The sequence below is a fragment of the Paenibacillus sp. FSL R5-0490 genome, assembly GCF_001956215.1.
GTDB lineage: Bacteria > Bacillota > Bacilli > Bacillales > Cytobacillaceae > Cytobacillus.
In genome coordinates, this window is record NZ_MRTQ01000028.1 from 22,613 (window position 1) to 49,029 (window position 26,417).

The 26,417-nt window shown below is 41.0% G+C and carries 27 protein-coding genes and 1 pseudogene; 15 read left to right on the top strand and 13 right to left on the bottom strand.

Features of this window, described 5'->3' with window-relative positions:
- The first annotated feature begins 100 nt into the window (after window positions 1-100).
- Complete coding sequence (locus BK139_RS19895) at window positions 101-340, top strand: hypothetical protein (protein ID WP_076262276.1); 240 nt, start codon at window positions 101-103, stop codon at window positions 338-340.
- 81 nt (window positions 341-421) lie between these two features.
- On the opposite strand, the gene qoxD is transcribed toward BK139_RS19895, so the two are convergent.
- Genes qoxD through qoxA form a run of 4 tightly spaced genes read right to left on the bottom strand, consistent with a single transcriptional unit; the run spans window position 422 to window position 4,281 of the window.
- A complete protein-coding gene (gene qoxD / locus BK139_RS19900) occupies window positions 422-727 on the bottom strand; it encodes a cytochrome aa3 quinol oxidase subunit IV (protein WP_076262278.1) in 306 nt (101 codons plus the stop codon).
- A complete protein-coding gene (gene qoxC / locus BK139_RS19905) occupies window positions 728-1,333 on the bottom strand; it encodes a cytochrome aa3 quinol oxidase subunit III (RefSeq protein ID WP_076262280.1) in 606 nt (201 codons plus the stop codon). It lies immediately after the preceding gene.
- A complete protein-coding gene (gene qoxB / locus BK139_RS19910; RefSeq protein ID WP_076262282.1) occupies window positions 1,323-3,299 on the bottom strand; it encodes a cytochrome aa3 quinol oxidase subunit I in 1,977 nt (658 codons plus the stop codon). Before qoxB ends, qoxC begins: the two co-directional genes overlap by 11 nt.
- Window positions 3,289-4,281: a cytochrome aa3 quinol oxidase subunit II gene (gene qoxA, locus BK139_RS19915; protein ID WP_076262284.1), complete on the bottom strand. Its 993-nt coding sequence runs from the start codon at window positions 4,279-4,281 to the stop codon at window positions 3,289-3,291. The genes qoxB and qoxA overlap by 11 nt, the downstream gene beginning before the upstream one ends.
- 376 nt (window positions 4,282-4,657) lie before the next feature.
- On the opposite strand from qoxA, the gene BK139_RS19920 reads away from it, so the two are divergent.
- The 4 genes and pseudogenes from BK139_RS19920 (at window position 4,658) to ltaE (ending at window position 9,536) form a co-directional block, all read left to right on the top strand.
- A complete protein-coding gene (locus BK139_RS19920) occupies window positions 4,658-6,157 on the top strand; it encodes a spore germination protein (RefSeq protein ID WP_076262337.1) in 1,500 nt (499 codons plus the stop codon).
- Window positions 6,147-7,259, top strand: a pseudogene (locus BK139_RS24480) (GerAB/ArcD/ProY family transporter). The gene BK139_RS19920 and the pseudogene BK139_RS24480 overlap by 11 nt, the downstream one beginning before the upstream one ends.
- Entirely contained in the window at window positions 7,246-8,373 is a 1,128-nt protein-coding gene (locus BK139_RS19935; protein ID WP_076262290.1) for a Ger(x)C family spore germination protein, read from the top strand. The pseudogene BK139_RS24480 and the gene BK139_RS19935 overlap by 14 nt, the downstream one beginning before the upstream one ends.
- Window positions 8,374-8,504: 131 nt before the next feature.
- On the top strand, window positions 8,505-9,536 hold the full coding sequence (ltaE, locus tag BK139_RS19940; RefSeq protein ID WP_076262292.1) for a low-specificity L-threonine aldolase: 1,032 nt from the start codon (window positions 8,505-8,507) through the stop codon (window positions 9,534-9,536).
- A 46-nt stretch (window positions 9,537-9,582) separates the two neighbouring features.
- Here the strand turns inward: ltaE and BK139_RS24135 are convergent, their stop codons facing one another.
- Window positions 9,583-9,759 carry a hypothetical protein gene (locus BK139_RS24135; protein ID WP_175609163.1) on the bottom strand — a complete coding sequence of 59 codons (177 nt, stop codon included), beginning with the start codon at window positions 9,757-9,759 and terminating at the stop codon, window positions 9,583-9,585.
- A 152-nt stretch (window positions 9,760-9,911) separates the two neighbouring features.
- Between BK139_RS24135 and BK139_RS19945 the strand changes: the two genes are divergently transcribed.
- Window positions 9,912-10,772, top strand: coding sequence for a CAP domain-containing protein (locus BK139_RS19945; RefSeq protein ID WP_076262294.1), 861 nt, complete (start codon window positions 9,912-9,914; stop codon window positions 10,770-10,772).
- Window positions 10,773-10,798: 26 nt separating this feature from the next.
- Here BK139_RS19945 and BK139_RS24140 read toward each other — a convergent pair whose 3' ends face one another.
- On the bottom strand, window positions 10,799-10,945 hold the full coding sequence (locus tag BK139_RS24140) for a YwzD family small protein (protein ID WP_175609164.1): 147 nt from the start codon (window positions 10,943-10,945) through the stop codon (window positions 10,799-10,801).
- 278 nt (window positions 10,946-11,223) lie between these two features.
- Here BK139_RS24140 and BK139_RS24485 point away from each other — a divergent pair, with 278 nt between their 5' ends.
- Window positions 11,224-11,352, top strand: coding sequence for a hypothetical protein (locus tag BK139_RS24485; protein ID WP_258750318.1), 129 nt, complete (start codon window positions 11,224-11,226; stop codon window positions 11,350-11,352).
- Window positions 11,353-11,395: 43 nt separating this feature from the next.
- Here BK139_RS24485 and BK139_RS19950 read toward each other — a convergent pair whose 3' ends face one another.
- A complete protein-coding gene (locus BK139_RS19950) occupies window positions 11,396-12,388 on the bottom strand; it encodes a DMT family transporter (RefSeq protein ID WP_286149066.1) in 993 nt (330 codons plus the stop codon).
- A gap of 96 nt (window positions 12,389-12,484) precedes the next feature.
- On the opposite strand from BK139_RS19950, the gene BK139_RS19955 reads away from it, so the two are divergent.
- The 3 genes from BK139_RS19955 to BK139_RS19965 all read left to right on the top strand — a co-directional run bounded on the left by BK139_RS19955 (window position 12,485) and on the right by BK139_RS19965 (window position 16,326).
- Complete coding sequence (locus tag BK139_RS19955; RefSeq protein WP_076262298.1) at window positions 12,485-14,653, top strand: beta-propeller domain-containing protein; 2,169 nt, start codon at window positions 12,485-12,487, stop codon at window positions 14,651-14,653.
- Window positions 14,654-14,807: 154 nt separating this feature from the next.
- Window positions 14,808-15,812: a DUF3231 family protein gene (locus BK139_RS19960; RefSeq protein ID WP_076262301.1), complete on the top strand. Its 1,005-nt coding sequence runs from the start codon at window positions 14,808-14,810 to the stop codon at window positions 15,810-15,812.
- A 106-nt stretch (window positions 15,813-15,918) separates the two neighbouring features.
- Window positions 15,919-16,326, top strand: a complete 408-nt coding sequence (locus BK139_RS19965) for a hypothetical protein (RefSeq protein ID WP_076262303.1) — start codon at window positions 15,919-15,921, stop codon at window positions 16,324-16,326.
- Window positions 16,327-16,360: 34 nt separating this feature from the next.
- Here BK139_RS19965 and BK139_RS19970 read toward each other — a convergent pair whose 3' ends face one another.
- The gene (locus BK139_RS19970; RefSeq protein WP_076262305.1) at window positions 16,361-16,744 is read right to left on the bottom strand and encodes a globin domain-containing protein; all 384 of its coding nucleotides are present in this window, start codon (window positions 16,742-16,744) and stop codon (window positions 16,361-16,363) included.
- A gap of 202 nt (window positions 16,745-16,946) precedes the next feature.
- On the opposite strand from BK139_RS19970, the gene BK139_RS19975 reads away from it, so the two are divergent.
- The gene (locus tag BK139_RS19975; RefSeq protein ID WP_076262307.1) at window positions 16,947-17,774 is read left to right on the top strand and encodes an aldo/keto reductase; all 828 of its coding nucleotides are present in this window, start codon (window positions 16,947-16,949) and stop codon (window positions 17,772-17,774) included.
- Window positions 17,775-17,816: 42 nt separating this feature from the next.
- Here the strand turns inward: BK139_RS19975 and BK139_RS19980 are convergent, their stop codons facing one another.
- Complete coding sequence (locus BK139_RS19980; protein WP_076262339.1) at window positions 17,817-18,017, bottom strand: hypothetical protein; 201 nt, start codon at window positions 18,015-18,017, stop codon at window positions 17,817-17,819.
- A gap of 162 nt (window positions 18,018-18,179) precedes the next feature.
- Here BK139_RS19980 and BK139_RS19985 point away from each other — a divergent pair, with 162 nt between their 5' ends.
- Window positions 18,180-18,752: a hypothetical protein gene (locus BK139_RS19985; RefSeq protein WP_076262309.1), complete on the top strand. Its 573-nt coding sequence runs from the start codon at window positions 18,180-18,182 to the stop codon at window positions 18,750-18,752.
- A gap of 32 nt (window positions 18,753-18,784) precedes the next feature.
- On the opposite strand, the gene BK139_RS19990 is transcribed toward BK139_RS19985, so the two are convergent.
- The gene (locus tag BK139_RS19990; protein WP_076262311.1) at window positions 18,785-19,093 is read right to left on the bottom strand and encodes a hypothetical protein; all 309 of its coding nucleotides are present in this window, start codon (window positions 19,091-19,093) and stop codon (window positions 18,785-18,787) included.
- Window positions 19,094-19,249: 156 nt separating this feature from the next.
- On the opposite strand from BK139_RS19990, the gene BK139_RS19995 reads away from it, so the two are divergent.
- Genes BK139_RS19995 through BK139_RS20000 form a run of 3 tightly spaced genes read left to right on the top strand, consistent with a single transcriptional unit; the run spans window position 19,250 to window position 20,267 of the window.
- On the top strand, window positions 19,250-19,759 hold the full coding sequence (locus tag BK139_RS19995) for a hypothetical protein (RefSeq protein ID WP_076262313.1): 510 nt from the start codon (window positions 19,250-19,252) through the stop codon (window positions 19,757-19,759).
- A gap of 3 nt (window positions 19,760-19,762) precedes the next feature.
- Window positions 19,763-19,906 carry a hypothetical protein gene (locus tag BK139_RS24145; RefSeq protein WP_175609165.1) on the top strand — a complete coding sequence of 48 codons (144 nt, stop codon included), beginning with the start codon at window positions 19,763-19,765 and terminating at the stop codon, window positions 19,904-19,906.
- A 25-nt stretch (window positions 19,907-19,931) separates the two neighbouring features.
- Window positions 19,932-20,267: a DUF3889 domain-containing protein gene (locus BK139_RS20000; protein WP_076262315.1), complete on the top strand. Its 336-nt coding sequence runs from the start codon at window positions 19,932-19,934 to the stop codon at window positions 20,265-20,267.
- A gap of 186 nt (window positions 20,268-20,453) precedes the next feature.
- Here BK139_RS20000 and BK139_RS20005 read toward each other — a convergent pair whose 3' ends face one another.
- From BK139_RS20005 to BK139_RS20015, 3 genes are all read right to left on the bottom strand, one after another.
- Window positions 20,454-21,038 carry an HAD hydrolase-like protein gene (locus BK139_RS20005; protein WP_076262317.1) on the bottom strand — a complete coding sequence of 195 codons (585 nt, stop codon included), beginning with the start codon at window positions 21,036-21,038 and terminating at the stop codon, window positions 20,454-20,456.
- An 88-nt stretch (window positions 21,039-21,126) separates the two neighbouring features.
- Window positions 21,127-24,573, bottom strand: coding sequence for a methionine synthase (gene metH, locus BK139_RS20010; protein ID WP_076262319.1), 3,447 nt, complete (start codon window positions 24,571-24,573; stop codon window positions 21,127-21,129).
- On the bottom strand, window positions 24,566-26,416 hold the full coding sequence (locus tag BK139_RS20015; protein ID WP_076262321.1) for a bifunctional homocysteine S-methyltransferase/methylenetetrahydrofolate reductase: 1,851 nt from the start codon (window positions 26,414-26,416) through the stop codon (window positions 24,566-24,568). Before BK139_RS20015 ends, metH begins: the two co-directional genes overlap by 8 nt.
- Window position 26,417: the final 1 nt, after the last annotated feature.

The following is a 26,417-nucleotide window of genomic DNA, read 5'->3' on the forward strand; positions in this document are numbered from 1 at the left end:
AGAGCTTTTTTTTTACGAAAATAATTTTGACAAATTTGTGACAAAAAGTTTGACAAATTTGTGAACATAGTTAGAATATTAAATAAAAGGAGATGGGGAAATGACACTTCAACAGCAGCGTGTACTGCATTTTTTCAGGAATAGTACAGCAGCAGGTATTATAGTAGGTTTCATTGTTTTTATATCAGGCTTTTTTGTAAGCGGAATCACAGGCGAATATGTATTATCCATCGGCTTAAGCATTATGGTTTCTTCCATGCTATTGTTCGGATTCGGATTTTTTATCAACGTAATGGAAGAAATGACAAAGGGAAGCAAGGGAATCAGACAATACAAATAAAACCGGCCTCCAATGGGGAGACCGGTTTTTTTGTAATGCCTAGCATCAGCGCCGTGATCAAGGCACTTGTGCTTTCATAACTTAATGTGAAGCATGTCCAGAGGTTAACACCCAAATAGAACCAACTACAATGACAATTACCATAAATACGGCATAAATCATATTGACCAGGTTCGTTTTGCCGTCTTCACCTTCTCTTAAGTGCATGAACATGAACAGCTGCATCCCTGCCTGAACGACAGCCAGTGAGCCGATGATCCACATGATCACTTTAAAAGAAAGGTTCGTTTTTAATGCAATTCCTGCTGCTGCAAAAGTCAGCACAAGGGAAACTACAAATCCAATGACATGGCTTATCGGGAAGCTTTTTGATTGATGATGTTCCATTTAAGCCACCAGTCCTTTCAGATACACAAATGTGAAGATAAAGATCCAGACTACATCAAGGAAGTGCCAGTAAAGGCCGATAATAAACGTCTTTCTTGCTGTAGTAGGGGTAAGGCCTCTTTTTAGAAGCTGAATGATGACCATCGTTGCCCAGCCGATGCCCAAAGTTACGTGAGCTCCGTGTGTCCCCAGCAAAACAAATAAGCTGGAAAGGAATGCGCTTGTCTGCATAGTTGCACCCTCATGGGCATAATGGACGAATTCATTAATCTCCATGAAAAGGAAGCCTGCGCCAAGAGCGAGGGTAATCACCAGCCAGGTGATTAGCCCTTTAAGGTTATGCCGGCGCATTTCAAAAATGGCAATACCCATTGTAAAGCTACTTGTCAGAAGGAGGACTGTCTGAATCATGACATCCTTGATGACAAAGATATCTTTATGTGTTGGCCCTCCTGCAAAGCGTTCATATAAAACTCCATATACTCCGAACAGAGTGGCGAACAGGACGATTTCAGCGCCAAGGAAAACCCAGAAGCCGAGAATATTCATGCGGTCCTGCTCAGTTTGATATTCAAGCGGCAGAGACGTATCCACTTTAGCTGACATGATCGTGCACCTCTCCTTCTGTTTTTCTCCACGCGTTTTCAATTCGGTGAATTTCTTCTTTTGAAACATGGAATCCTTCGTTGTAATCGAATGAACGGATAATCAATCCGGCAAAGATGCCGATACCGGCAACAGCAGCCGCGATGTGCCATTCAAACACAAGGAAGAAACCTGCGATGCCAAAGATAACACCCATATAAATCGGTACCCATGAGTTGCTTGGCATATGAATTTCTTCAATTTCACTGTCATGCAATGTTAAACCTTCATTCTTTTTCTTCATGTGCCAGAATGGATCAAGAGATTTCACTTCCGGCAGCTTCGCAAAGTTATAGAACTGAACAGGTGATGCAGTAGACCATTCCAGAGTTCTTGCATCCCATGGATCGCTTGAGATGTTTCTGTCCGCATAGCGGATGCTCCAGTATATGTTGTAGCAGAAGACAGCGAATCCGGCAGCGAGAACAATTGAACCAATGGCCGAAAGCATGAATAGAGGTGCAAAACCTGACTCGGCAGAGTATGTGTATGCACGTCGTACAGCTCCGTTTAATCCAAGGAAGAACATAGGCATGAATGTTACATTAAAGCCGATAACGAATAGCCAGAAATGCCATTTTCCGATTTTTTCATTCAGCATGAAGCCGAACATTTTTGGCCACCAGTAGTAAAGACCGGCAAATACTGCAAACACGACACCCGGAATTAATACATAGTGGAAGTGGGCAACCAGGAATAAGGTATTGTGATACTGATAATCCGCTGCACCCATTGCCAGCATAACGCCTGTTACCCCGCCGATGACAAAGCAAGGAACGAATGCAAGTGCCCAAAGCATTGCAGACGTAATTTTTATGCGGCCTTTACGCATCGTAAACAGCCAGTTGAACATCTTAACTCCAGTCGGTATGGCAATCGCCATCGTCGTGATGGAAAAGAATGAGTTAACTGCAGGTCCTGAACCCATTGTATAGAAATGGTGAACCCATACAACCATACTTAATAGCGCAATTCCAAGGATGGAAAATACCATCGATTTATATCCAAACAATGATTTTCTTGAAAAAGTTGCAATGACTTCTGAGAAAATCCCGAAAGCAGGAAGGGCAACAATATATACCTCAGGGTGGCCCCATAGCCAGAACAGGTTAGCCCAAAGCATATCCATGCCTCCGCCGGATACGGTAAAGAAGTGTGTTCCATATAGACGGTCAAACGTCATTAATGCCAATGCGACTGTGAAAATAGGGAAGGCAGCCACAATCAAAATGGATGTTACGAAAGTAGTCCACGTGAACATCGGCATTTTCATCAGTGTCATGCCTTTTGTTCTCATTTTCAAAATCGTGACGATAAAGTTTATACCCGTCATTAATGTACCGATACCGGCAATCTGAAGGGCAACTGCATAATAGTTATTGCCAATGCCTGGACTGAATTCCTTGCCTGCAAGAGGGAAGTAGGAAGTCCAGCCAGCATCAGGTGACCCTCCGATAACGAAGGAAATATTGAATAGCATAGCTCCGCTGAAGAACAGCCAGAAGCTTAGAGCATTCAGCTGAGGGAAGGCAACGTCACGCGCACCGATCTGCAGCGGAATGACAACGTTCATTAAACCAATCAAAAACGGCATCGCCATGAAAAGAATCATAATCACGCCGTGTGTTGTGAAAATTTCGTTGTAATGCTGGGAATTCAGGAATTCCATTTCGGGACGTGATGTCTGAGCTTTCATCAGCAACCCGTCCATCCCGCCGCGGAAAAACATTAATACAGCGGAGATAATATACATAATACCGATTTTTTTATGATCAACTGTAGTCAGCCATTCTGTCCACAGGTATTTCCATTTTTTCAAATAGGTAATCCCTGCCACTGCACCGATCATTGTCAGCAAAATGGCAATCTGGGAACCTAGTATAAGGGGATCTCCCGTAATAAAAAACTCATCCCATTTAATGCCCATGATGGTCACCTCCATGGTTTTCTTCACTCTCATCATGGCCCTTATCTTCGCCATGACCTTCAATTACATTCGGTTTCTTATTTTTATAATTATCGTCTTCTTCGAAAGTCTTACCCTGATATCCATGACCTCTGTAGAGTTCAGGATTTGTATATGCCTTAGAGTCAGGATCGGCATGATTCACCCATTCCAAATGAGTATTTGAATAGGTCAGCCTTCCTAAATGAGTAGGCTTCAGCAGCCCTACATATTCTTTCTCTGTCAATTTAGGCGCTGTATCCTTAACATCTTCAACCCATTGGTCAAAATCTTCCTGGGTTTGAGCGAGCACTTCAAATTTCATATCCGCATAGCCGCGGCCGTTAAAGTTCGTATTCTGGCCTTCATAAGATCCAGGGTTGTCTGCAACAAGATATAATTCTGTTTCCATTTTCGGCATGGTGTACTTTTGTCCGCCAAGTGCAGGCACCCAGAACGATTGCATGGTGCTTGCAGAAGTCATTTTGAACAGCACAGGCCTATCTTCAGGAATATTGACATAGTTCACCGTCTCAATTCCTTCTTCTGGATAACTGAATATCCATTTCCAGTCTGCAGAGGTTACATGTATAGTAATGGGCTCTTTTTCTTCATAGCCTTTTGGTGCTTCTTCGAGAGCATAAAGTGTTTTTACGGTCGGGATCGTTAACGCAATGACAATTAAGATCGGGATCCCGGTCCAGATAATTTCAAGGAGTGTGCTTCCATGTTCCTCAGGCGGTTCATAATCCTTATTTTCTGGTTTCTCACGATATTTCCAGACGATGTAGCCGAATAATCCAAATACGACTACTACAACAAGAAGCATCCAGATCAGGGACCAGTTAATTAATTCGGTAATACTTCTTGCAACTGGCCCCTGCGGTTCAAACACAACCATATTACAGCCGCTGAGAATAAGCATCGGCAATATAGCTGTTAAAGAGAGCAGCATTTTCTTCATCTGATGTTTCATCTCCTTTAAACAAAAACTATTGTTAAATAATTCACAAATAATGTGCGTATTTTCACAAAGATACCAAAAAAATATATAGATGGGAAAATTGCACATCCTTGAAACACTTATTTAACTTAGTTATCACTGTGTAAATGATATTAACATAAGCAATTATGAAAAGTTGTGACAAAACTTAGAAGGAAAAAAATGTAAAGCGCTTGGACATGAATTCATTTTCTGCAAATAGCATTACGACAACGTTTTAACACCATAATAAACTTTTGAACAACTTATGAACTTTATTTCAGTTAATTTTTCCCAAGGGATTTTTTCGATAATGAAGGAGAAAATACAAAAAAAATCCGAATCGTGGTGCAGCAAGATGAACTTTCGCAGCCTGAAAATCAATAAAATCCGCAAACTCAATAAAAATACGGATCAATCTATGCAGCAGCCGCTATTATCTTTTGTGGGCAAATTCGAAGAAACACAGGATTTCAGGGAATGGAGCATTCAAGTTAATGACCAGAAAATCATGATATTTTTCCTTGAATCTGTTGTTTCAAAGGAGAAATTTAATGAGCTTGTATTTGTGCCCCTATCCAACTTAAAAGGGGAACACATTGAAGAGTTTTTGATTTCTCTCAACGGCAAGGAGACAAAAAATCAAGAAGAAATCATCAGTTTATTGTTAAAAGGGAGCTTTGCGGTCTGCCTTCCTGATTCACAGAAAATTTATATGGCAAGCTTCCCGAAAGAGCTGGAAAGAACGATTCAGGAGCCTGTAAATGAAGTTGTGGTAAGAGGGTCGCATGATGGTTTTATAGAAAACCTGCAGACCAATATATTTCTGATCCGCAACCGCATCGAAAGCCCGGATTTAACTGTCAGATATATGGACATCGGGACTAAGTCAAAAACGAAAATTTCCTTAGTATACCTGAAAGGAATTGCAAATGAGGATATTGTCAAAGAGATTGAGAGAAGACTTTCATTTGTTAAAACAGATATGATTATCAGTCCCGGTTATATTGAAGAGTTTATTGAGGACAATTCATTCAGCATATTCCCGCAAATCCTTAATACAGAACGCCCGGATCGTGTAATGGCAAACTTAACGGAAGGCAGGATTATCTTAATGGCTGAGGGCACCCCTACAGCTTTAATAATGCCTGCCACGTTCGTTACTTTCTATCAGTCACCTGACGATTACAATAGCAGATGGATACCGGCAACATTTATCCGTGTTCTCCGGTTTCTAAGTTTTATCATAGCCATTACACTTCCGGGGATTTATATCGCCATTAATGCCTTCCATCTTGAGGTAATTCCCCATGAATTAGTGATTCCGCTGAAAAATTCAGTTGAGGGAATACCGTATCCGCCATTATTGGAAGCGTTCATGATGGAACTGACCATTGAATTAATTCGTGAAGCAGGAATACGTCTGCCAAGGCCGATTGGGCAAACGATTGGAATAGTAGGGGGACTTGTCATTGGCGATGCGGTTGTCAATGCGGGGCTCATTTCAAATATTATGATTGTTGTGGTTGCTTTAACTGCGGTTTCCTCTTTTGTGGTACCGTCAAATGAAATGAGCACTACCGTCCGGCTCCTTCGTTTCCCTCTGATGATTCTCGCTTCCATAATGGGCTTTGTCGGTTTAATGTTTGGGATCATCTATATATTAATTGCACTATGCAGACTGGAGTCTTTTGGCGTTCCGTATTTTGCCCCGTTTGCACCATTTCGTCTAAAGGAAATAAAAGACACATTTATCAGGATTCCGCTTTGGATGATGAATAAACGCCCGCAAAGCTCGGGTGCCATTGATCTTTTTAGGCAGAAGGATTCAAGAGGGTGGAAGAAGCATGAAGAATAAAGAATCAATCGATCTTCCTCAGCTTTTTTTTATCATTATTCAAACACAAATTGGAGTAGGAGTTTTATCTCTTCCCTTCACGATGTATAAGGCTTCAAAGACAGACGGCTGGATATCTTTAATGGTTGCAGGGGTCTTTGTTCAGCTCATTCTGACTATGTATTATTTCCTGCTGAAAAAATTTAATGGACGTAATATATTTGACATCGCCCAAATAACAGCTGGAAAGATAATCGGAAACTTTATTATATGCTTATATCTTCTGTATTTCTTATTGATTGGAGTCATGATCCTTTCGCTCTTTAACAAAATTATTGCCACATGGATACTTCCCAGAACTCCAAGCTGGGCAATTGGAGGCATGTTCTCTTTTTTGGCCGCCGCTCTTTGCAGGGAGGGAATTCGAGTCATTGGCCGATTTTATACATTGGTCACACCCTTACTGCTCCTGCTGATCTTTTTAATCTCATAAACGATAAAGGATGCAAATATTTATTTTCTTTTTCCTATCGGTAAAGAAGGCATCAAGGATATTTTACTGGGAAGCAAGGAAGCTGTTATTGCTATGCTTGGCTTTGAGATGGTTCTGGTTATTTATTCATTGACAAATGCTGAACACAAGCGAAGATACCGTATAATGACCGGTGCCAATGCGCTAATTACTTTACTTTACACCTATTTGATCATTATCCACTTTATTTATTACAGCCCAGAAGAGATTGCGCTCGTTCCTGAACCGATGTTATTTATTTTAAAGTCCTATTCGTTTAAAATCATCGAACGAACCGATTTATTCTTTTTGTCCATTTGGATTATTTCCGTGTTCACTTCTTTTGTGAGCTACCTTTATATGTCTGCAAAAAGTGCAAAAAAACTGATCCCTAAGGGGAAAAACCGCTTCTTTGTTTATATTTTTGCAGCTGTAATTTTCCTTGGCGCCAGTGGAATCAAGCCAATTATAGGATTAACGGAGAAGTTATCCCAACTGATGTCTTATGTCAGTTTACTTTTTATCATTATAATCCCATTCCTATTGCTGGTCTTTTCTTACGTATTCAAGAGAAAACAAAAAGGGGGCAGCAGCCGTTTTGATTACCTTTAAAAGAATACTTCTTCTCCTGATGATCAGCATCTTCCTGACCGGCTGCTGGGATCAGAACTTATTAAAAGAAGCAAGGCTTTATATGAGCGCAAGCTTTGATCTTGAACCGGACGGCAGAATACGTGATGGCGTTACATCACCAGTTCTGGGAACAAGCCCGGATTCCCCATCAAAAGCCCGTTCAGAATATGTTACAGCCACGGGGAACACTCCCAGGGATGGAAGAGTAAATATTGACAAAAAAGCACCAAAAAAATTTGATGCTTCCAAATTAAGAATAATGATTATTGGCAGTGAACTGGCAAAGCAGGATATATATCCGGTTCTTGACGTTTTTTATCGCGATCCCAAAAGCTCCTTAAGTGCCAAAATCGCGATTGCTGAAGGAAGAGGAGATGAAATCCTTAAAAGCAGGCTGCAGGAGGAAGGGAAGGTTAGTGATTATTTACATAACTTAATAGTAAGTACAGAAATAGTATCATTTATCACAGAAGAAAATATCCAATCGATTTGCGCTGAGCTGTTTGATCCCGGCGAAGATTTCCTCTTGCCATATCTCGGCCTGACCTCGGATAATGAAGTCCAAGTTAAAGGACTTGCCATGTTCAACGAAAGGTCATTTACCGGTGAAAGTCTTGGGGAAGATGAGTCAAAAATGTATATCCTTATGGATAATCAATTAGGGAAAACCATGAGATTCACAAAAAAAGCGACAAAAAATGAAGAAATAGGGCATTTAAACTTTATATCATTCGATGTAATAAAGTCTTCAAGCAAATTAAAGCTTCAAATCAGCAACAATTCAATACAGGGTGCGGATATAAAAGTAAAAATGAAAATTAATATTTCAGAGTTTCCCCAGAATAAGCTGGATAAGCAGGATAAAATTAAAGAATTAATTAAAAAATTATCTCAAGAGCTGACTAAGGATGCGAACAGAACAATAAAAAAAATGCAGGCTGCAAATTGTGATGGTCTGGGTATCGGGAGAAGACTCATTGCCATGCACCCTTCTGTATGGGAATCAATAAAATGGAAGGACGATGTATACCCAAATCTGCCAATAAACGTAAAAGTTAAAGTGGATATAGCCGGAAACGGCATTATCAACTAAAAAACGGACCGGCATATTTATATAGATTGTAAAAAAATTATCAAGAGCCTGCAATGGCTCTTTTTATTAATTGAAAAATACAGAATAGTACAGTAACATGAAGTAAAAATAGATAGAGACAGGGTGAGGAAATGATTGATTTAAGAAGCGATACAGTCACAAAGCCGACTGAAGCTATGAGAAAAGCGGCTTATGAAGCCGACGTTGGAGATGATGTTTATGGGGAGGATCCTTCCATAAATCAACTGGAGGAAACAGCTGCTGAAGTGCTTGGAAAGGAAGCGGCTCTTTTTGTAACGAGCGGCACACAGGGAAACCAGATCGCCATTTTAACACATTGCCGCCCTGGCAATGAAATTATCCTCGAAGCAGAAAGCCATATTTTTTATTATGAAAGCGGAGCTTCTTCTGCATTTGCCGGTGTCCAGACGAGAACGTTAAATGGAACAAGAGGGGCCATGAATCCTTCTGATGTGGAGTATGCCATTAGGGGAGAGGATCAGCATTTTCCTGAGACCGGCTTGATTTGTCTGGAAAATACGCATAATCGAGCCGGCGGTGCTGTAATTCCCACCGATAATATGAAAGAAATTCATAAAATCGCAAAAGCAAATAATGTCCCTGTACATATAGATGGAGCAAGATTATTCAATGCCGCAGCAGCATTGAATCTCCCGGCGTCCGAATTTGCTAAGCATTGCGACACAGTCCAGGTATGCCTGTCCAAAGGGCTTGGTGCTCCCGTGGGATCCATACTGGCAGGAAATAGAGATTTCATAACAGCCGCCAGAAAATGGCGCAAAAGACTTGGCGGGGGACTCCGCCAGGCTGGCATCCTGGCTGCTCCAGGCCTTATTGCATTAACACAAATGAGAGAACGCCTGGCAGAGGACCATGAAAATGCCCAATATCTTGCACAGCAGCTTGGCCAAATTAAAGGCATTGAAATTGTAAACCAGGTGGATACGAATATCATTGTGGCAGATGTAAAAAAACTTAAGACCAATTCTTCGGAATTTGTTGAAAAACTAAAGGCGGAAGGCGTTCTGTCAGGAACTTTTGGACCTAGTTATGTACGTTTTGTTACGCACTATGATGTGAACAGAAACCAGCTTGAACAAGCCATTACAGCGATTCAAAAAATAGCTGATCAAGTTATATAATCAGATAAAAAAACGCATGTCATCTGCCGGCATGCGTTTTTTATATTTAGAAATATCTCTGCAGCGGCGCAGCAGTATAGTGCAGGGAATGATAGTGACTCGGATGCCAAATGCTGTGATAGGGATATCCTTGTTGAATAGGCTGACACCAGGGACCATACTGCGTCTGGGAATATCCGTAATAATGGGCACCATTCATGCCGGTAATAACATATTGCCTCAAAGAGAATCCTCCTTCTCATCTTTTATAAATAAACTATGCAAAGCCTTTTAAAGTGTCCTCTAAATGACTGCTCAATTTTTCCACCTATACTTTTCGTCCTTCTCCGTATGATAAAAGAGTAAAACTTACACTTTTTAAAGGAGAATAAGACCATGTTATTAAAGAAAAACTTTTTTATTGGTATTTTCCTTATTCTAACGCTTGCTGCATGTAATAATAATCAGCAGGGCATGGATACTGGGGAATTAACCGGTGATGACCTGAAGGAAATTAGCAATACCAATAATGTGAATGTGGACAGAGAAAGACGGGGAACAGCTCCGCTTGAGTTACAAAAAGTAAATAATGGGTACCTCACTATTGATCCTAATTCATATAGTACTGCAACACCAAGCCAGGAATTCCCTCATAGTCAATTAGCTGATGATGGCGGTATGCCGTTGTACCAATTTGGAGAGGGCCAACAGCAAAATCAGGGAATGGAAGGCGGACAAACTGAAGGGCGTCAATTTGCTCAGCCGTTTAGCCAAGAGGGTCAGCAGCCCCAAGCACCTGCAGAAAACCCTACACAGGAAGGGACTGAACAGGCGCCTCAAGGACAAGGTGAACAGACACCAGCTGCTCAAAATGATGACATAAATAACTTTGAATCTAAAGTAATCCAGTTAACAAATGCAGAACGGAAGAAAAATGGGCTTAATGCACTAAAATCAGATAAACCGCTAAGCGGTGTGGCACAGGCAAAATCAAATGATATGCAGAAGAAAAATTACTTTTCCCATACAAGTCCCACTTATGGTTCGCCATTTGATATGATGAGGGATTTTGGGGTCAATTACAGCACCGCAGGCGAAAATATTGCCATGGGTCAGCAGTCTCCTGAACAAGTGGTGCAGGCATGGATGGAAAGTGAAGGGCATCGGAAAAATATTTTAAACGGCACCTTTACACATATTGGTGTAGGATATACGGATGAGGGATCTTATTGGACACAAATGTTTATTGCAAAATAAAGCAAAACAAAAAGGAAATCGGCGCATTAGTCGATTTCCTTTTTGTTTATTAAAGGTTCAAGCTGATTTTTTATATCATCAAGCAATTCATGAATAGTCATGTCTGTATCTGTTTGCCCTTTATCAAGAGCAGATTCCAATAGCTTTGCAAAATCACTAAAGTTAGATTTCATAATAGACACCTTCAAACAGCAATGTATTTTATGACTCTATACCCTGTTACGATTTTTTAAAACTCACTATATACTATTAACCTGCCAGCTGAGCTGTGAATAAAAATGAATATTCATTCAACCTGATTTTTGCATAAAGGATTACTCTCTCAGAAAATCGGGTATTAAATATTTATAATAATTCTCGGCTGCCCCCATACCTGTCATATGAACAGCGAATAGTATAGCAGGAAAGAGATTATAGATTATGATTACTTTGTTAAAATGGAGGTCTGGTTATGAGATTGGTGCAAATGGATATTGATCAGCTATTGGAATCCACATCTGAGATTGCCGAAGAAGATCTTGGCTATATGATCAGACAGGTGGAAATTGATCATTTATTAGAGCGTACCCAGGATTGGTGATATATAAAAGAAAACTCCCCTCAGCCAGAGCTGAGGGGAGTTTTTATGCTGAAAACGGATCTTCTTGCGAATGACTCTTAGATCGCATAGATTTCCTGGAAGACAGGACTACGCCGACAATTACAATGCCCCCGCCAACTATCTGATATAAATACAATTTTTCCTGTGTAAAACACAAGGCGAAGATAATAGCGAAAACAGGAAGCAGATTGAGAAAAACCCCCGCTTTGGCTGCTCCGATTATGTGAACTCCAAAATTCCATGATAGAAAAGCCATAATGGAAGCCAGAAACCCAACATACAGCAAGATCCCTATAGAGTGAAGGGTGAAGACAGGTTTTGCTGCTTGCAGCAAAAAGTATTCAACCAGGCTTAAGGGCGCCAATAGTAAAATGCCAAGAAAAACAGATACATAAAAAGCAGATAGCAAAGGCAGCACGTCTGCATATTTTTTGCCAATCACAGAATAAATAGCCCACATAAAAACCGCTGCCAAAACGTAAAGATCCCCGCCATTTATTTTCCATGAAAGAAACACCTCAAACGATCCCTTTGAAATGACAAATATAATCCCAAAGACTGACAGGATAATTCCAGCTGCCTGGTGGGCCAGAAGCTTTTCTCTTAATAAAAACACGGCCAAAATGGCGATAAAAAGCGGAGTTGTACTATTTACGACTGAAGCATTTATAGATGTGGTGTATTGCAGTGCAACATAAATGATTGTATTGTAACCGGCAATACCGGTCACAGCCAAGAGCAAAAGGATCTTCATATGCTTCCTTATAACACTCCAATCATTTTTAAGCTGCCTTATCAAAAAAGGAGTTAAAAGCAAAAAGGCAATGATCCAGCGCATAAGGGAAAAAAGGACCGGCGGAAAATAATCAACACCAATTCTCCCTATAACAAAATTACCTCCCCATATCATATTAGCTAATATCAGCAATAGAAAGCCGTTTGTTTTGTTTCTCTCATCCAGCAATAATGAAAACCTTCTTCCTCTATTTAATAAATAAAATTTTAACTCTGCCATCAAGAAAATTCACTAATTTCAGAAAAAAATTTCTTGAAAAATTTGTAACTATTGGAAGAGGCAGTGCGTCAACTTACTTAAAAAGGGGTGTCTGTTATGAAAAATAAATGGCTTTTTCTTGGTTGTATCACATTAATCCTTATAACACTTGTATCTTTTTCATTCTTTAACAGATTAAAAATTGTGAGTACTCTGGCAGGAACTAATGAAGAATTAGTTGTTTTAAACAATAAAGTGTGGGAGATTGCGATCTCTAAAGAACTTAATCCGGATAGTGTTAACAATAGCTCTGTTTATATTCTGAATGAGGAGGGAGAAAAAGAGCAGGTAAGAATCTCACTGGAAAACAATAATAAATCCATTGAAATTCAGCCGCCAGAGAAAGGATATAATGTGCATTCACCTCATTATACATTGGTGATCACAAATGATATTAAAACAAAGAGAGGACAAAATCTGAATCAATCAGTAAAAACAGCCTTTAAAGTTATTAATACATTGCCGGCAATCGGCTCAAGAGAAGAATTGAACAGTTATTTTTCAAGAATGCTTAAGGAAGAAAGGACTTTCTTTTCCGGAAGGGATATGGCGGTAAGCGAGGAGAGCAGCAGTGCAAAGAGCTCAGAAGATTCTGCAGGGACAGATTTTTCGGGGACAAATGTGCAAGTATCGGGTATTGATGAAGCCGATCTGATAAAAACAGATGGAACGCACATATACAAAATCTCCGAAAATAAAGTCCAGATTATCAAGGCAGTTCCGGCAGATAAAATGGAACTGGAATCTCAATTAACTTTTAATGGAGACTTTTCTCCCTATCAGTTATTTATAGAAGGCACCCAATTAATCATTTTGGGTCACAGCTATAAAGATATACCTGGATCCATTGGGAAGGAGTCTTCGGAAAAAAAGATTGCACCTGCATTTCAATCGGTCAAAACAATTGTTTATAATGTCGAAAACAAACAAAAACCAAAACAAATTAGAGAAGCAGACATTGAGGGCAGCCTGCTTGCTTCGAGGCTAATGGATGGAAAAGTATATTTAATTACAAGCTATCATCCCGAATATTGGATACTGGAAAGAAATGAAAATGCCGATTTGCGTCCCCGTTATTACGATACTGCCGGGAGTAAAGAGCAGCAAATCGTTGATTACAATGAAATAAAATATTTTCCCGGTTCTCAAAATGCAAATTATATTAATATAGCTGTATTGGATTTAAATGCCGGCAGGAAGCCATTAGCTGTCACAAGCTACTTAGGCAGCGGAAATGAATTTTATATGTCCCAAAACAATTTATATTTAGCTGCCACCCAATACAATAATGAAATCATTGCCGACAGACAGATGCCACATCCGGATACGAGCATCTTTAAGTTCAATATAAAAGACGGAGAAGTAGAATTCCAGACATCTGCGGAAATAAAAGGCACCGTTTTAAATCAGTTTTCAATGGATGAATACAATGGGAACTTCAGAGTCGTGACAACCAAAGGGGAAGCCTGGGATGAACGGACTCCTTCATCCAATAGCCTTTACATTTTGGATAAAAATTTAAAACAGATTGGCCAGCTTGAAGACCTGGCAAAAGGGGAGAGGATTTACTCCGCAAGGTTTATGAATGACCGGATTTATATGGTTACTTTTAAGGAAACCGATCCTCTCTTTGTTATTGATGGCTCAAATCCTGAAAAACCTTGTGTTCTCGGTGAATTAAAAATTCCCGGCTTCAGCAATTATCTGCACCCTTTGGATAAAAATCATCTCATTGGTTTTGGTCATGATACAAAGATTACTGGAGGCAAAGGAGCTGGCAGCCAGCCTGTTATTACAACGGACGGTGTTAAAATATCTTTATTTGATGTAAGTGATACAAGTAATCCTGTTGAAAAGGATACAGAAATAATCGGAGGACGCGGCACCTACTCGCCTTTAAACTACGACCATAAAGCGCTTCTCGTTGATAAAAAGAAAAATCTATATGGTTTCCCCATTTCGATCTACCAGAATAAAGAAGGAAGCCAGTTTGAATCCACATTCGACTTCCAGGGTGCGTTAGTATACAAAATTACTGTCCAAAACGGAATAGAGCTCCAAAGTGAAATTACCCATCAGACAGAAGAAGCAATCTATGAAGAATGGGAAGATGCAATCGAGAGGCTTATCTATATAGGTGATTACATTTATAGCATTTCACCTCAAAAAGTTGATGCCTATCATACAGAGGGGTTCCAAAAATCAGGAGAACTGAGGTTAAATTAATTTAACAGAACTGGCCTTCCGGCTGGTTCTTTTTCTGTATAACGAAAAGAATATCGGAATAGAATTTCCATATTTTTGAATAAATTTAATATAAAACGGCTAATATAACGTATATAGTATATAAATATAATTTTACTAAATGGCTGGTGAGTATATGAACGGCAGCAGTATCCCTAAATTAATATCGTCTGAAATGGCCATGCTCTGGAATACCTATGTAGCAGATACAGCAGCAGTCTGCTGCATAAAGCACTATATAAAAACAAATGAAGATCCGGATGTGCTTCCGGTATTGAACTACGCACTGACTATCGCGAAGGATCACATAGACGATATTGCCTCACTCTTTAAGACAGAGGAATTTCCCATCCCTGATGGATTTAATGAGCAAGACCTGCACATTGACGCTCCCAAGTTATTTTCAGACATAACCTATCTAAGATTCATGCACCATCTGGGAAGAACCGGATTGAATGCCTATTTACTTGCTAAATCAGTTTCTGCAAGAGAAGACGTTCGCAGCATGTTTAAGAAATACTATGAACAAACCGAAAAACTCTTTGATATGGCAGCTGAGGCTATGCAGGAAAAGGGGATCTTCATTCGATCACCCTATATTGAATATCCTAAAAAGGTAAAGTATGTATCAGACCATAGTTTCCTTGGCGGGATTGCAGGCAAAAAACGTCAGCTGCTGGCTATCGAAATTGCCCATCTGGGAACGAATATCGAGTTATCCAATATTGCCAAAACTATGCTTTTAGCATTCAGCCAGGTAGCTAAAGAAAAAATGATAAGCAATTATTTCAAAAAAGGCTATGACATGAGCCTGGAGCATGTTGAATATTTTCTCAATGTCTTAAAAAATGACGATGTAGCCTATCCCAGCACATGGGATGGGTCCATTACAGACTCAACGATCTCACCTTTTTCGGATAAATTAATGATGTTTCTGATCGCAAGTATAACTGCAGTCGGGGTAATGGACTTTGGAATAGCGATCGGTGCAAGCGTTAGAAAAGATTTGGCTATCCAGTATGCTAAAATGATGATCAAAGTCGGCAGTTTCGCAGACGACGGAGCCAAAATGATGATTGACAACGGCTGGCTGGAAAACCCGCCTCAATCACTTGATAGAGATGAACTCAGGAAAAAATAGCAGTGAAGCATCTTTTTAGAGGGGATGCTTCATTTTTTATGTGTGCCACCCAATAATTGGGGTAATAGAATACTAGCTTACAAAATAAAGAAGGAGATGAAACAGAATGCATAAATCGATGCTTGCTTTTACTGCATGCATGATGCTGACAGCCTGCAGTGAGGGAGAAGAGAAAAAAGATGAAACTGCTAAAAAGGAAAACAGCAGCCAGGAATACAATGAAGCCACAAACACAAAAGGTGAAAAGAAGCCGCTCTCTATTGCCGAGCTGGATGACCGGATTGATGAGGGTATGAATATTGATACGTACTCTGCCGAAGTACAGTCATGGGCTGAAAAGGGTCAGCTGGAAATGGAAGAAACAGTGGTCGTTGAAGATGAAAATACCTCATCTGCAGATATTCTTCAGCTTGCTGATGGATTTTTAGGAGTGGCATATGACGAAAAAGAAGTTACGGAAGTAAAAATGTTTCAGTCGGCAGAGCATGCAAAAGAATATTTTGAATCACTTTAATGAACACTGGACCTTCTGGAAGGAAGGTCCAGTTTCATTCTGGGCTGTTTACCATAATCGCTGCAACCTGCATTAATCGATCATAGAAAAGGACAGATGCAGGATTTTGTTCAAGCCCTGTTTCCTGAAAGGCCTCCTTCATACAGGCAAGCCATCTTTGCGCTCTTAATGGTGTAATTTCAAATGGAAGATGTCTTTGTTTCATTGCCGGCGGGCCAAACTCCTGGCTATAGAGAGGCGGTCCTCCAAGAAATTGTGTAAGAAACATCCTTTGCTTTCGCTTAATATCCTCTATGTCTCCTTCAAAAAGGGGACTTAAAACTGGATCTGCATACACACGCGGATAGAACGCCTCGACAAGTTTTTCAATTGTTTCAGTTCCGCCTATTTCTTCAAAAAGTGTTTTAAAATCGTGCATGATTCTTCACCTGCTTGTAATTCATTATTTTATTGTCATTATATAGAAGATATTCTAGCTGAAACGTGATATAAATCACAGTATAAAGTTATTCTTAGACAAACATCCGCCAAAACTTTCATGTTCAAGCATAAAATTTTGATAACTGAAAAGAATGTGAGAAAATTATCCAGTAATCCAATTGCTAAAAAGAGGTGAAAGAATGGAAAATTTACAATCAGCTGTATCATTACATAACGGTGTCAAAATGCCTTGGCTTGGTCTTGGTGTTTTTAAAGTTAAGGACGGGGACGAAGTTGTCCATTCAGTTAAATCAGCCCTGAAAGCAGGATATAAAAGCATTGATACGGCAGCAGTCTATCAGAATGAAGAAGGTGTAGGCCAGGCAATCAAGGAAGCAGGCATACCTCGGGAAGAGCTATTTATTACAACGAAAGTCTGGAATTCTGACCAGGGCTATGATTCTGCAATCAAGGCATTCGAAACCAGTCTTGAAAAGCTTGGTCTCGATTATATTGACCTTTACCTGATTCACTGGCCTGTGAAAGGGAAGTATAAAGAAACATGGAAAGCACTCGAAACTCTTTATAAAGAGAAGAAAGTAAAAGCAATTGGTGTGAGCAACTTCCAGATTCATCACCTGGAAGATCTAATGAAGGATGCCGAGATAAAGCCGATGGTCAATCAGGTGGAGCTTCATCCTTTACTCAGCCAGTCTGAGCTTAGAGACTTCTGCAGAAATCAGGGAATTCAGATAGAAGCATGGTCACCACTCGCACAGGGAGAGCTTCTTGAAAACGCAGTATTGAAGGAAATTGCCCAAAAGTACGGAAAATCGGTTGCACAGGTTATCTTAAGGTGGGATCTTCAGAACGGAATTGTTACTATTCCAAAGTCAGTAAAAGAACATCGCATCATTGAAAATGCTGATGTATTTGACTTTGAACTTTCTTCAGAAGATATGGACAAAATCAGCAGCTTAAATGAAAATAGACGAGTAGGTCCCGACCCTGACAACTTTGATTTCTAAATAATACAGGAACCGGCAGGCAAATAGCCTGCCGGTTTCCTTTTACTCCTCAAAATAATCCCGAAATTCTTCTGTATCCGTTTCAGTTTTATTTTTGTAGTAAGGATTATCTTCAGTCGAATTTTCGGGATCAAGATTGGTCTTTATTACAAGTGTCGGCCCCGAAGTATGCCCGGCAATCATCCGATCATCCAGTTCTCCGAAGTCCGGCAGCTTTTTGCTTCCTGGTTTTATTGGATCCATGGCTGCACCTCCCATTCCATAGCGTGCAATGAGCAGGTACAATTTATTCATTATAGCCCCTTAAGTACGAAAGAATGTTTGCACAGGCGAAAAAAAGGATATTAGGGAAGAAAACTATCTTGGTGTTACATATACCTACCCTGTTTTGATGGAGGAAGATAAATGAGTATTTTTGAGAATATTTTAGATATCCTGGAGGAAAAGGGGGCTATCTCCATCCCTTCTCTGCTGGATGAAATGAATAGGGCAAGTAATTCTCAGAGAAGCGGTGCAAAACCTGTTGAATTATCGCATGTAAAATCAGTCATCAGCAGGAAAAGAGAGCTCTTCCATATTAAAAATAATATTGTTACGATTGATCCTGATAAAGATCCCATTCTTTTAAGCGTCAGCCTCGGCGGTTATCCGGGGCCCTGGTACAAAATAGAAGTGGATTTCATCAATAGCCGCTTTGTTTATTTTGAATGGCATTTAAGTAATTTTTCATCAAGAAATGAGCTGCCGAAAAAGTCAGGAAGCATTGAGGAATTTAAAAAAGAATTATACCGGCTGAAAATTTGGAAATGGCAGAAGGAATATAAAAATCCAGGGATTTTAATGGATAGTGTCACATGGTCCATAAGGCTGGTCACGAAGGAAAACATTTTTGAGAGTCAGGGGATACAGTCTTTCCCTAATGGCTGGGAAAAGTTTTGCATGGCACTTACGAATCTTACTGGAAAATATATCTGTTAAAAAGCTGCTGCTGAGAAACTGGCTGCAGCTTTTTAGTTTTCTGAAACTATCTTTAAAACAAAGCTCTTATCTTCCTCATCAATATACAGGCAATATTCTTCTTCCTCTGTAATATCCAGCAGCTGCTGAAGTTCTTTAGGGATATGGATGGAGCCATTTTCAGAAATTAGCCTTTTATTGTGGGTTGATTCCAAATTGGCTCTTTCAATAATAATCTGATCATGATCGAAGCGAAGATCAGCCAGTTTTCCCGGCAAAAGGCCAAATTGGCTGCGCCACTTGCTCGGAAGAAGAATTTTACCCGTTTTGTTGAAGTTCTTGCACTTGTACATTGTCATCATGCTGATCAGCTCCTTCTATGCTTGTTAATCTATTACACATATTGGAACTTTCAAAACACGATTTTCAAGCAATTTCGAAAAAAATTCATTGGCTCCCGTAAAAAGGATGAATAAAATTCCTCTAAATACAAAACCTTTAAAAAAAGGTGGGGTAAGATGAAAAAGAAGCTATATTTGCTGCTGATAATTCTCCTTTCCTGGCTGACTGTTCCATTTATAGGCAAAAAGGATTTTAAGCGATTTTATCCTGCTGCTTTATTTATGGGGTTTTATGTATTAATAGAAGGGATTATAGCTGAAAAAAACAAATGGTGGACGATTAAGGAAAGATTTCATCCCAAGCTTAGTGGTGAACTGCCATTAGTATTAGGACCTTTTTTTGCAGGGTCTATATGGATATTAAAATTAACCTATAGAAAGCCGTTACTGTATTTACTTCTAAATGGGGTGGTCGATGCCTTTTTCGCCTATCCTTTTTATACTTGGTTCAAAAAGATCGGAATTTGGAAACTTCGGCGCTTTTCACAAATGAAGCTGTTTATGCTGTTTTTGCTGAAGTCAATCTTCATGTATGTTTTCCACCTCATCTTTGTGGATAAAAAAACAATATCCAGGTTAGCGAATGGTTTAAAAAAAACCCTTTTGAATAAGGGAGAGGAGAGATGAAAAATGCAAGAAAGAAAAGACGTTTCCTGTACAGATGATAAGGATATTCTTCATCATTTAATGGAAGAACAAATTGCTTATATCTGTGTGGAAGAAGAGGAAGAACGGATGAAGGAAGAAACTCTGAAGAGCGGCAATAGCAATTAGGATCCTTCCCGGAAAGAGGTTTAAGATGAAGAAATTAATGATCAGTCTAATGGTATTGATGATCTTAACCGAATATACTCCCATTCGTGCAATTACTGGAGAAGCTTTTGCAGAGAGACCGGAACCAGCCTATGCAAAATGGGGCAGACTGGCTATGGAAACGGCAAAAGAGAAATACCCGAGGGCTAAAATCCTTGACTACCTGCATATCGGCAGAGAAAAGGGACAAACAACAGATATCGAAAGGTTTAAGCTATGGGTAGAGGATGGCGGCAAAGAGTTCGGTTTGTACATTGATATTGAATTTGATTCAAAAACTGACAGAGTTGTCAGGATCAATACGCGAAAATCAGCTAATTAGCTCACTCAGAAGCAAAGCGGGACTTCACCAAGGTGAAGTCCTGTTTCCTTTTATCGCAGTCTAACGGGCAGTAAGACCCCCACTTCAAGACTCAGAGGAGCCAAAGGAGGATAAGTGGGGGTCAAACTTCCCGTAAAGGCCCGATTGGTGAGATACAGTGAAACTTGCCGACGCGCAGGCAGAGGCTTAGTTGAACCAATCGGGTTCGTAGTGTCGATTGATCGCAAGCTCAAATTTCGAATAACAATCAATCGAGAAGTCTGCATAGGGATTAGTGCTGCGGAAAGCACATGTGCTGATGCCGATCTGTCTGGCAGGCATTAAATCTGTATCCTGGTCGCCAATGGCCAAATCAATATGATAACGCCGGTGAAGATATTCATAGGACTCCGGATGCGGCTTTAAGGAGAAACCATCAAATTCCGGGCAGATAACTTCTTCAAAATAGGAAGTAAGTTTCCAATACTCCAGCAGTTCCTCCGTGGATTGCCGGTTACGGTGGGTGACAAGCACGTTAACATTATTTTGCTCTAATATTCCCCTTACATGTGGAAACAATGGCTTTTCATCATGCATAAAAGTTGCTTCCGTTTGACGAAAATCAGCAATTTTTTCTGGAGGAACATCAAATTTCTGATAGGCTGTCCCGTTTTTCAGGGGCGTGAGAACTTCGTGAGGATCCAGCTCTTTGCCGGATATGCGAATAAAAGACTGAACCAAAGTCGGCCAGGTATCCAGAATCGTGCCATCTAAATCCCAGAGAACATTCATAAAAATTTCCCTCCTTACTATGTATTCATTGTATAGGCTGTGAAGAGGCAAAGGCAAATACCCGGCCATTTTACCTGCCGGGTATCTATTATCTCAATACATTAAAATATCTTGCTTCAGGATGGGCAAACACCATTGCAGATACAGAAGCCTCAGGTTCCATCATGCATTCTTCAGTAAGCTGAACACCTATATCCTCAGGCTGTATAAGCTTAAACAGCTTTTTCTGGTCCTCAAGATCAGGGCACGCAGGATAGCCATACGAAAAGCGCTGCCCCTGGTATTTCGCTGTAAAACGGTCCTTCATCGTCATTTCAACCGGATCAGGGAAGCCCCAGCGATCGCGGATCTGTCGATGGATCAGCTCAGCAAGACCTTCAGCCGTCTCCAAAGCCAGCGACTGCAGGGCATGGCTTTCCAGGAATCTGCCTTCGGCTTTTAAACGATCTGCAATAGCGCGTATTCCTTTCCCGGCTGTCACAGTGAAGAAGGAAACATAATCCATTTGACCGCTTTCTTTTGATTTAAGGAAATCTGCCAGACATAAGAATGGCTCTGTTTCCTGGCGCGGAAATTCGAATGTCTCAATGACCGTTTTTTCATCCTCAGCATAGATAAACACCTTATCGCCATCTGACTGGGCAGGAAAGAATTGATAAACTGCTTTAGGCTCAATCCAGTTTTTCTCTTTTGCTTCAGCAATCAGTTCATCAACCACTGCGTTAATTTTAATGGCTTTTTCATCTTTTTCCGCAAGCAGCTTTTGCAGATTTCCTTTTAAGCCAAGGTGATGGCCAATCAGCATTTGCTTATTCACATACGGCTCAATGTGTGAAAGGGAATAGGATTTCAGCAAATGCCGTTTTAAATCTTTTGGAACAAATACAGGTACTTGTGTGCTTACTGTTGGTTTAGGCTTTACTGCAACCGCCACTGATCCGCGGTCATAAGGTACAGCATTTAGCGCTGCTGCCTGTTTTTCTTCCTGCTGGATTCGCAGCTTCACAGCTTCTTCCGGCTCCTGAAGCTGATTGGCTAAAGAGAGACCGTTCATAGCATCCTTGGCATACAGCACGAGACCGTCATATTCCTTGGAAATTTTAGTATCAGTAAATTTCCTTGAGAGGGCTGCGCCGCCTACTAAAATCGGGACATCGATGCCAGCCTGTTTCATATCATGGGCCGTGATGACCATTTGCTGTGCTGATTTGACAAGGAGCCCAGATAGACCGACCATATCCGGTTTCTCACGCCTGATGTTTTCAATCAGTTCAGCAGGGGAGACCTTGATTCCCAAATCTATCACTTCATATCCATTATTGCTTAAAATAATATCCACAAGGTTTTTCCCTATATCATGAACATCGCCTTTAACGGTCGCCAGGATGACTTTTCCCTTGGATGAAGATTGGGCAGCATCTTTTTCCATATAGGGTTCAAGGTAAGCGACAGATGCTTTCATAACTTCGGCGCTCTGCAGAACCTCTGCGACAATCAGCTGATTATCATTGAACAATCTTCCGACTTCCTTCATTCCGTTCATTAAAGGCCCATTAATGATATCAAGCGGAGCAGGGTATGCCTGCAGGGCCAGATCAAGATCAGGCAGGAGCCCTTCTTTCGTTCCTTCGAGAATATAATAGGCTAGGCGTTCCTCAAGTGTCATATCCGGAAGAACACTTTTGCTTTCTTTCTTCTTATCCCGGTAAAAATCAGTAAAGACAGCGAGTGATTCATCAGTAGTTTCGAAAAGAAGCTTTTCAGCCATTAAGACCTCTTCCTTAGAAATGGAAGCAAATCTTTCGAGTTTTTCCGTGTTCACTATCGCATAATCCAGGCCTGCCTGGGTGCAGTGATACAGAAATACAGAATTTAATATTTCCCTGCCGACAGGAGGGAGGCCGAAGGATACATTACTGATTCCCAAAATGGTTTGAACCTCCGGCAGAGCCTCTTTAATAAGTCTGATTCCATCTACCGTTGCCTTTGCAGACCCGATGTATTGCTCATCCCCTGTGCCGACAGGGAAGACGAGGGGGTCAAAAATAAGATCCTGAGGCGGGATATGATATTTATTTACAAGCAAATCATGAGAACGCTTTGCAATCTCAAGTTTGCGTTCAGCCGTAACACCCATGCCTTCTTCATCAATTGTTCCGACAACTACAGCAGCACCATAGCGGTGGATGAGAGGGGCAATCGCCTCAAAGCGTTCTTCGCCATCTTCCAGATTAATCGAATTTATGATGGCTTTACCCTGTGAATAGGTGAGAGCTTTTTCAATCACTTTTTCATCTGTTGAATCGATCACGAGCGGAACTTTGATTTTTTTCACTAATTCCTTGATAAAATTCTCAACATCCTGCATTTCTTCACGGTCAGGATCTGCCAGGCAAATATCAATAACATGGGCACCGCCTTTTACCTGGGCACGGCCTATCTCAGCAGCTTCCTCGAACTTTCCTTCTGCAATCAGCCTTTTAAACTTGCGGGAGCCAATTACATTTGTTCGTTCGCCGACCATTATGGGTCTTAAAGTTGGATCATCATAAATCAGAGGTTCAATTCCGGATACTTTATGCAGGGAATTCCCCTCATAATTCCTTGGTTTATAATCTTTAACCGACTCAGCAATTGCCTGGATATGTTCAGGCGTGGTTCCGCAGCAGCCGCCTACAATATTCAGCCAGCCTTCTTTGGCAAAACCCTCAAGCTTGCTCGCCAGTGATTCGGGAGTTTCATGATACTGTCCTTCTTCATCAGGCAATCCTGCATTGGGATAGCAGCTGACTGCAGTGGATGCCAATCCTGAAAGAGAACGGATATGGTCCTGCATGAATTCAGGACCTGTCGCACAGTTGAGTCCAACTGCCAGAGGCTTCATATGTTCAAGCGAAATATAAAAGGCTTCAATCGATTGGCCTGCAAGGGTCGTGCCCATCGGTTCAATTGTCCCGGAAACAATGAGCGGAAGTTTTATTCCCGTCTTTTTTGATGCCTTTTCAATGCCGATAAAACCAGCCTTCACATTCAGCATATCCTGACTGGTTTCGAGGAGAAGAAGATCGGCTCCGCCGTCTATTAACCCTCTGGCCTGCTCTTCATAAGCTGCTATCATGTTTTCAAATGTAGAACCGCCGGTAACACTCAGTGTCTTCGTAGTTGGTCCCATAGCGCCTGCCACATATCTCGGCCATTCAGGAGTAGACATGCGGTCTGCAGCTTCTCTGGCAATTTCAACAGCAATTTTATTCAATTCATAAGCTTTTTCTTCCAGATCGTAATCTGCGAGAACAATGCTGGTTGCGCCAAAGGTGTTAGTTTCAATAATGTCTGCGCCGGCTTTTAAATATTCAAGGTGAATATGTTCAATAACCGATGGAGCTGTAATATTTAAATTCTCGTTGCAGCCTTCATATTCTTCTCCGCCAAAATCATCCGCTGAAAGATTGGCTCTTTGAAGCATGGTGCCCATTGCTCCGTCCATGATCAGAATCTTCTTTTTTAGCTGCTCCTGCAGTGATGGTTTATGCATGCTGTTTCCTCCTTGAAAGCCGTTCGGTTGTCTCACGGGCATAATTTGATAGCTCGACAGTCATTTCATAACGCATAAATGGAGTGATAAGGTAAATGCCATTAAACAGCTCTGCCGCAGCATCGATCAGCGACTTGGCAATGGCAATGCCTTCAGCGCCAGCTCGTGCTGGATCATCTTTTAATGAAGCCATTCTGCTTCTAATACTGTCGGAAATTTTGATTCCCGGAACTTCATTATGAAGAAACTCTGCATTCCGGCTGCCGGTAAGAGGCATTAAGCCTATATAGACAGGTGCTTTTAAATCTTTCACAGCCTCATGAACCTCAAGCAGTTTTTCTTCAGAGAAAACAGGCTGCGAGATAAAATAATCCGCACCATGCTCCAGTTTCTTTTCGAGCCGCCCGACAGCTTTTTCCAAAGAGCGGACATTGGGGTTAAAAGCGCCTGCAACTGAAAAGGCTGCTTTCTGGCCCAGGTCTTTCCCTGAAAACGATAATCCTTCATTTAACTGCTTGATCATACTGATCAATTCAAATGAAGAAACATCATAGACAGAAGAGGCGCCAGGAAAATCACCGACACGGGCAGGGTCTCCTGTTACAGCAAGAATATCATTTAAACCGAGGGCATGAAGACCCATTAAATGGGATTGAAGCCCTATTATATTTCGATCCCTGCAGGTTACATGCACAAGGGGGCGCAGTCCAGTCTGCTGTTTGACAAGATAGCCAAGTGCAGAGTTGCATACCCTTGGTGAAGCAAGAGAATTATCTGCAAGAGTAATAGAATCGATTCCAGCATTCTTCAATGCCTTTGCACCTTCGAAAAAGCGGGCAGTATCAAGCTTCCTTGGCGGATCCAGCTCAACAATTACCGATGGCCTCTCTCTGACAATATCCTGAAGAGGAGGAAGCTCTCTGGATGATTCCGGTTTCTCTGAAACTATGACTTTATTAACTGCCTTTATTTCTTTTTCCTCGATTGGAGGAAGTCCTTTTAATACATCAGCAAACGCCTTGATATGGTCAGGTGTTGTTCCGCAGCACCCTCCAAGAAGGCGGACACCCTGATTCCGGAATTCTATTGCGGACTGCCGGAAATATTCCGCATCACCTTCATAATGGAATTTGCCGTCCGTATAAGCTGGAATACTGGCATTTGGATATGCCGATAAATGGGCATGTTTTAGCAAAGGTACACTTTCGAGCGTTTTCAGCATATGATGGGGGCCAAGCCTGCAATTGATTCCCACCACATCTGCGCCCATGCCGTCAAGCTTTGTTAATGCGTCTGCTATAGGAGTCTGGTTCTGAAGAACTCCAGCTTCCTGAAGTGAAACCTGTGCGATAATCGGCAAATCGGTTTCTTTTCTGGCTATTGCCAGAACCGTCTCAAGTTCTTCTAGATCATAATAGGTTTCAAGCAAAATACCATCTACATCCTCAAGCAGCAGACAATAAAGCTGCTCACGAAAGCTTCTTTTTATTTCCTCCAGTGTAATCATGTTCGGTTTGAATCCTCTGATCCCGCCGATTGTACCGGCAACATATGCGCGTCCCGCGGCAGCTTTTTTGGCAATCCGGGCTGCCGCACTGTTAATCTCTTTCACAGAGTCTTCAAGCCCATATCGCTGCAGCTTCAGATAATTCGCTGCATACGTATTGGTTTGGATCAACTCAGCCCCTGCGCCTATGTACGCTTCATGGATGTGCTGGATCTGCTCAGATTGCGATAGATTTAATTCCTCAAAACAGCTGTCGGTGCCATAGGAGTAAAGAAGAGTTCCCATCGCTCCATCTGCTATGATGATTTCATTCTTTAATTTATCCAGGAAACTCAAA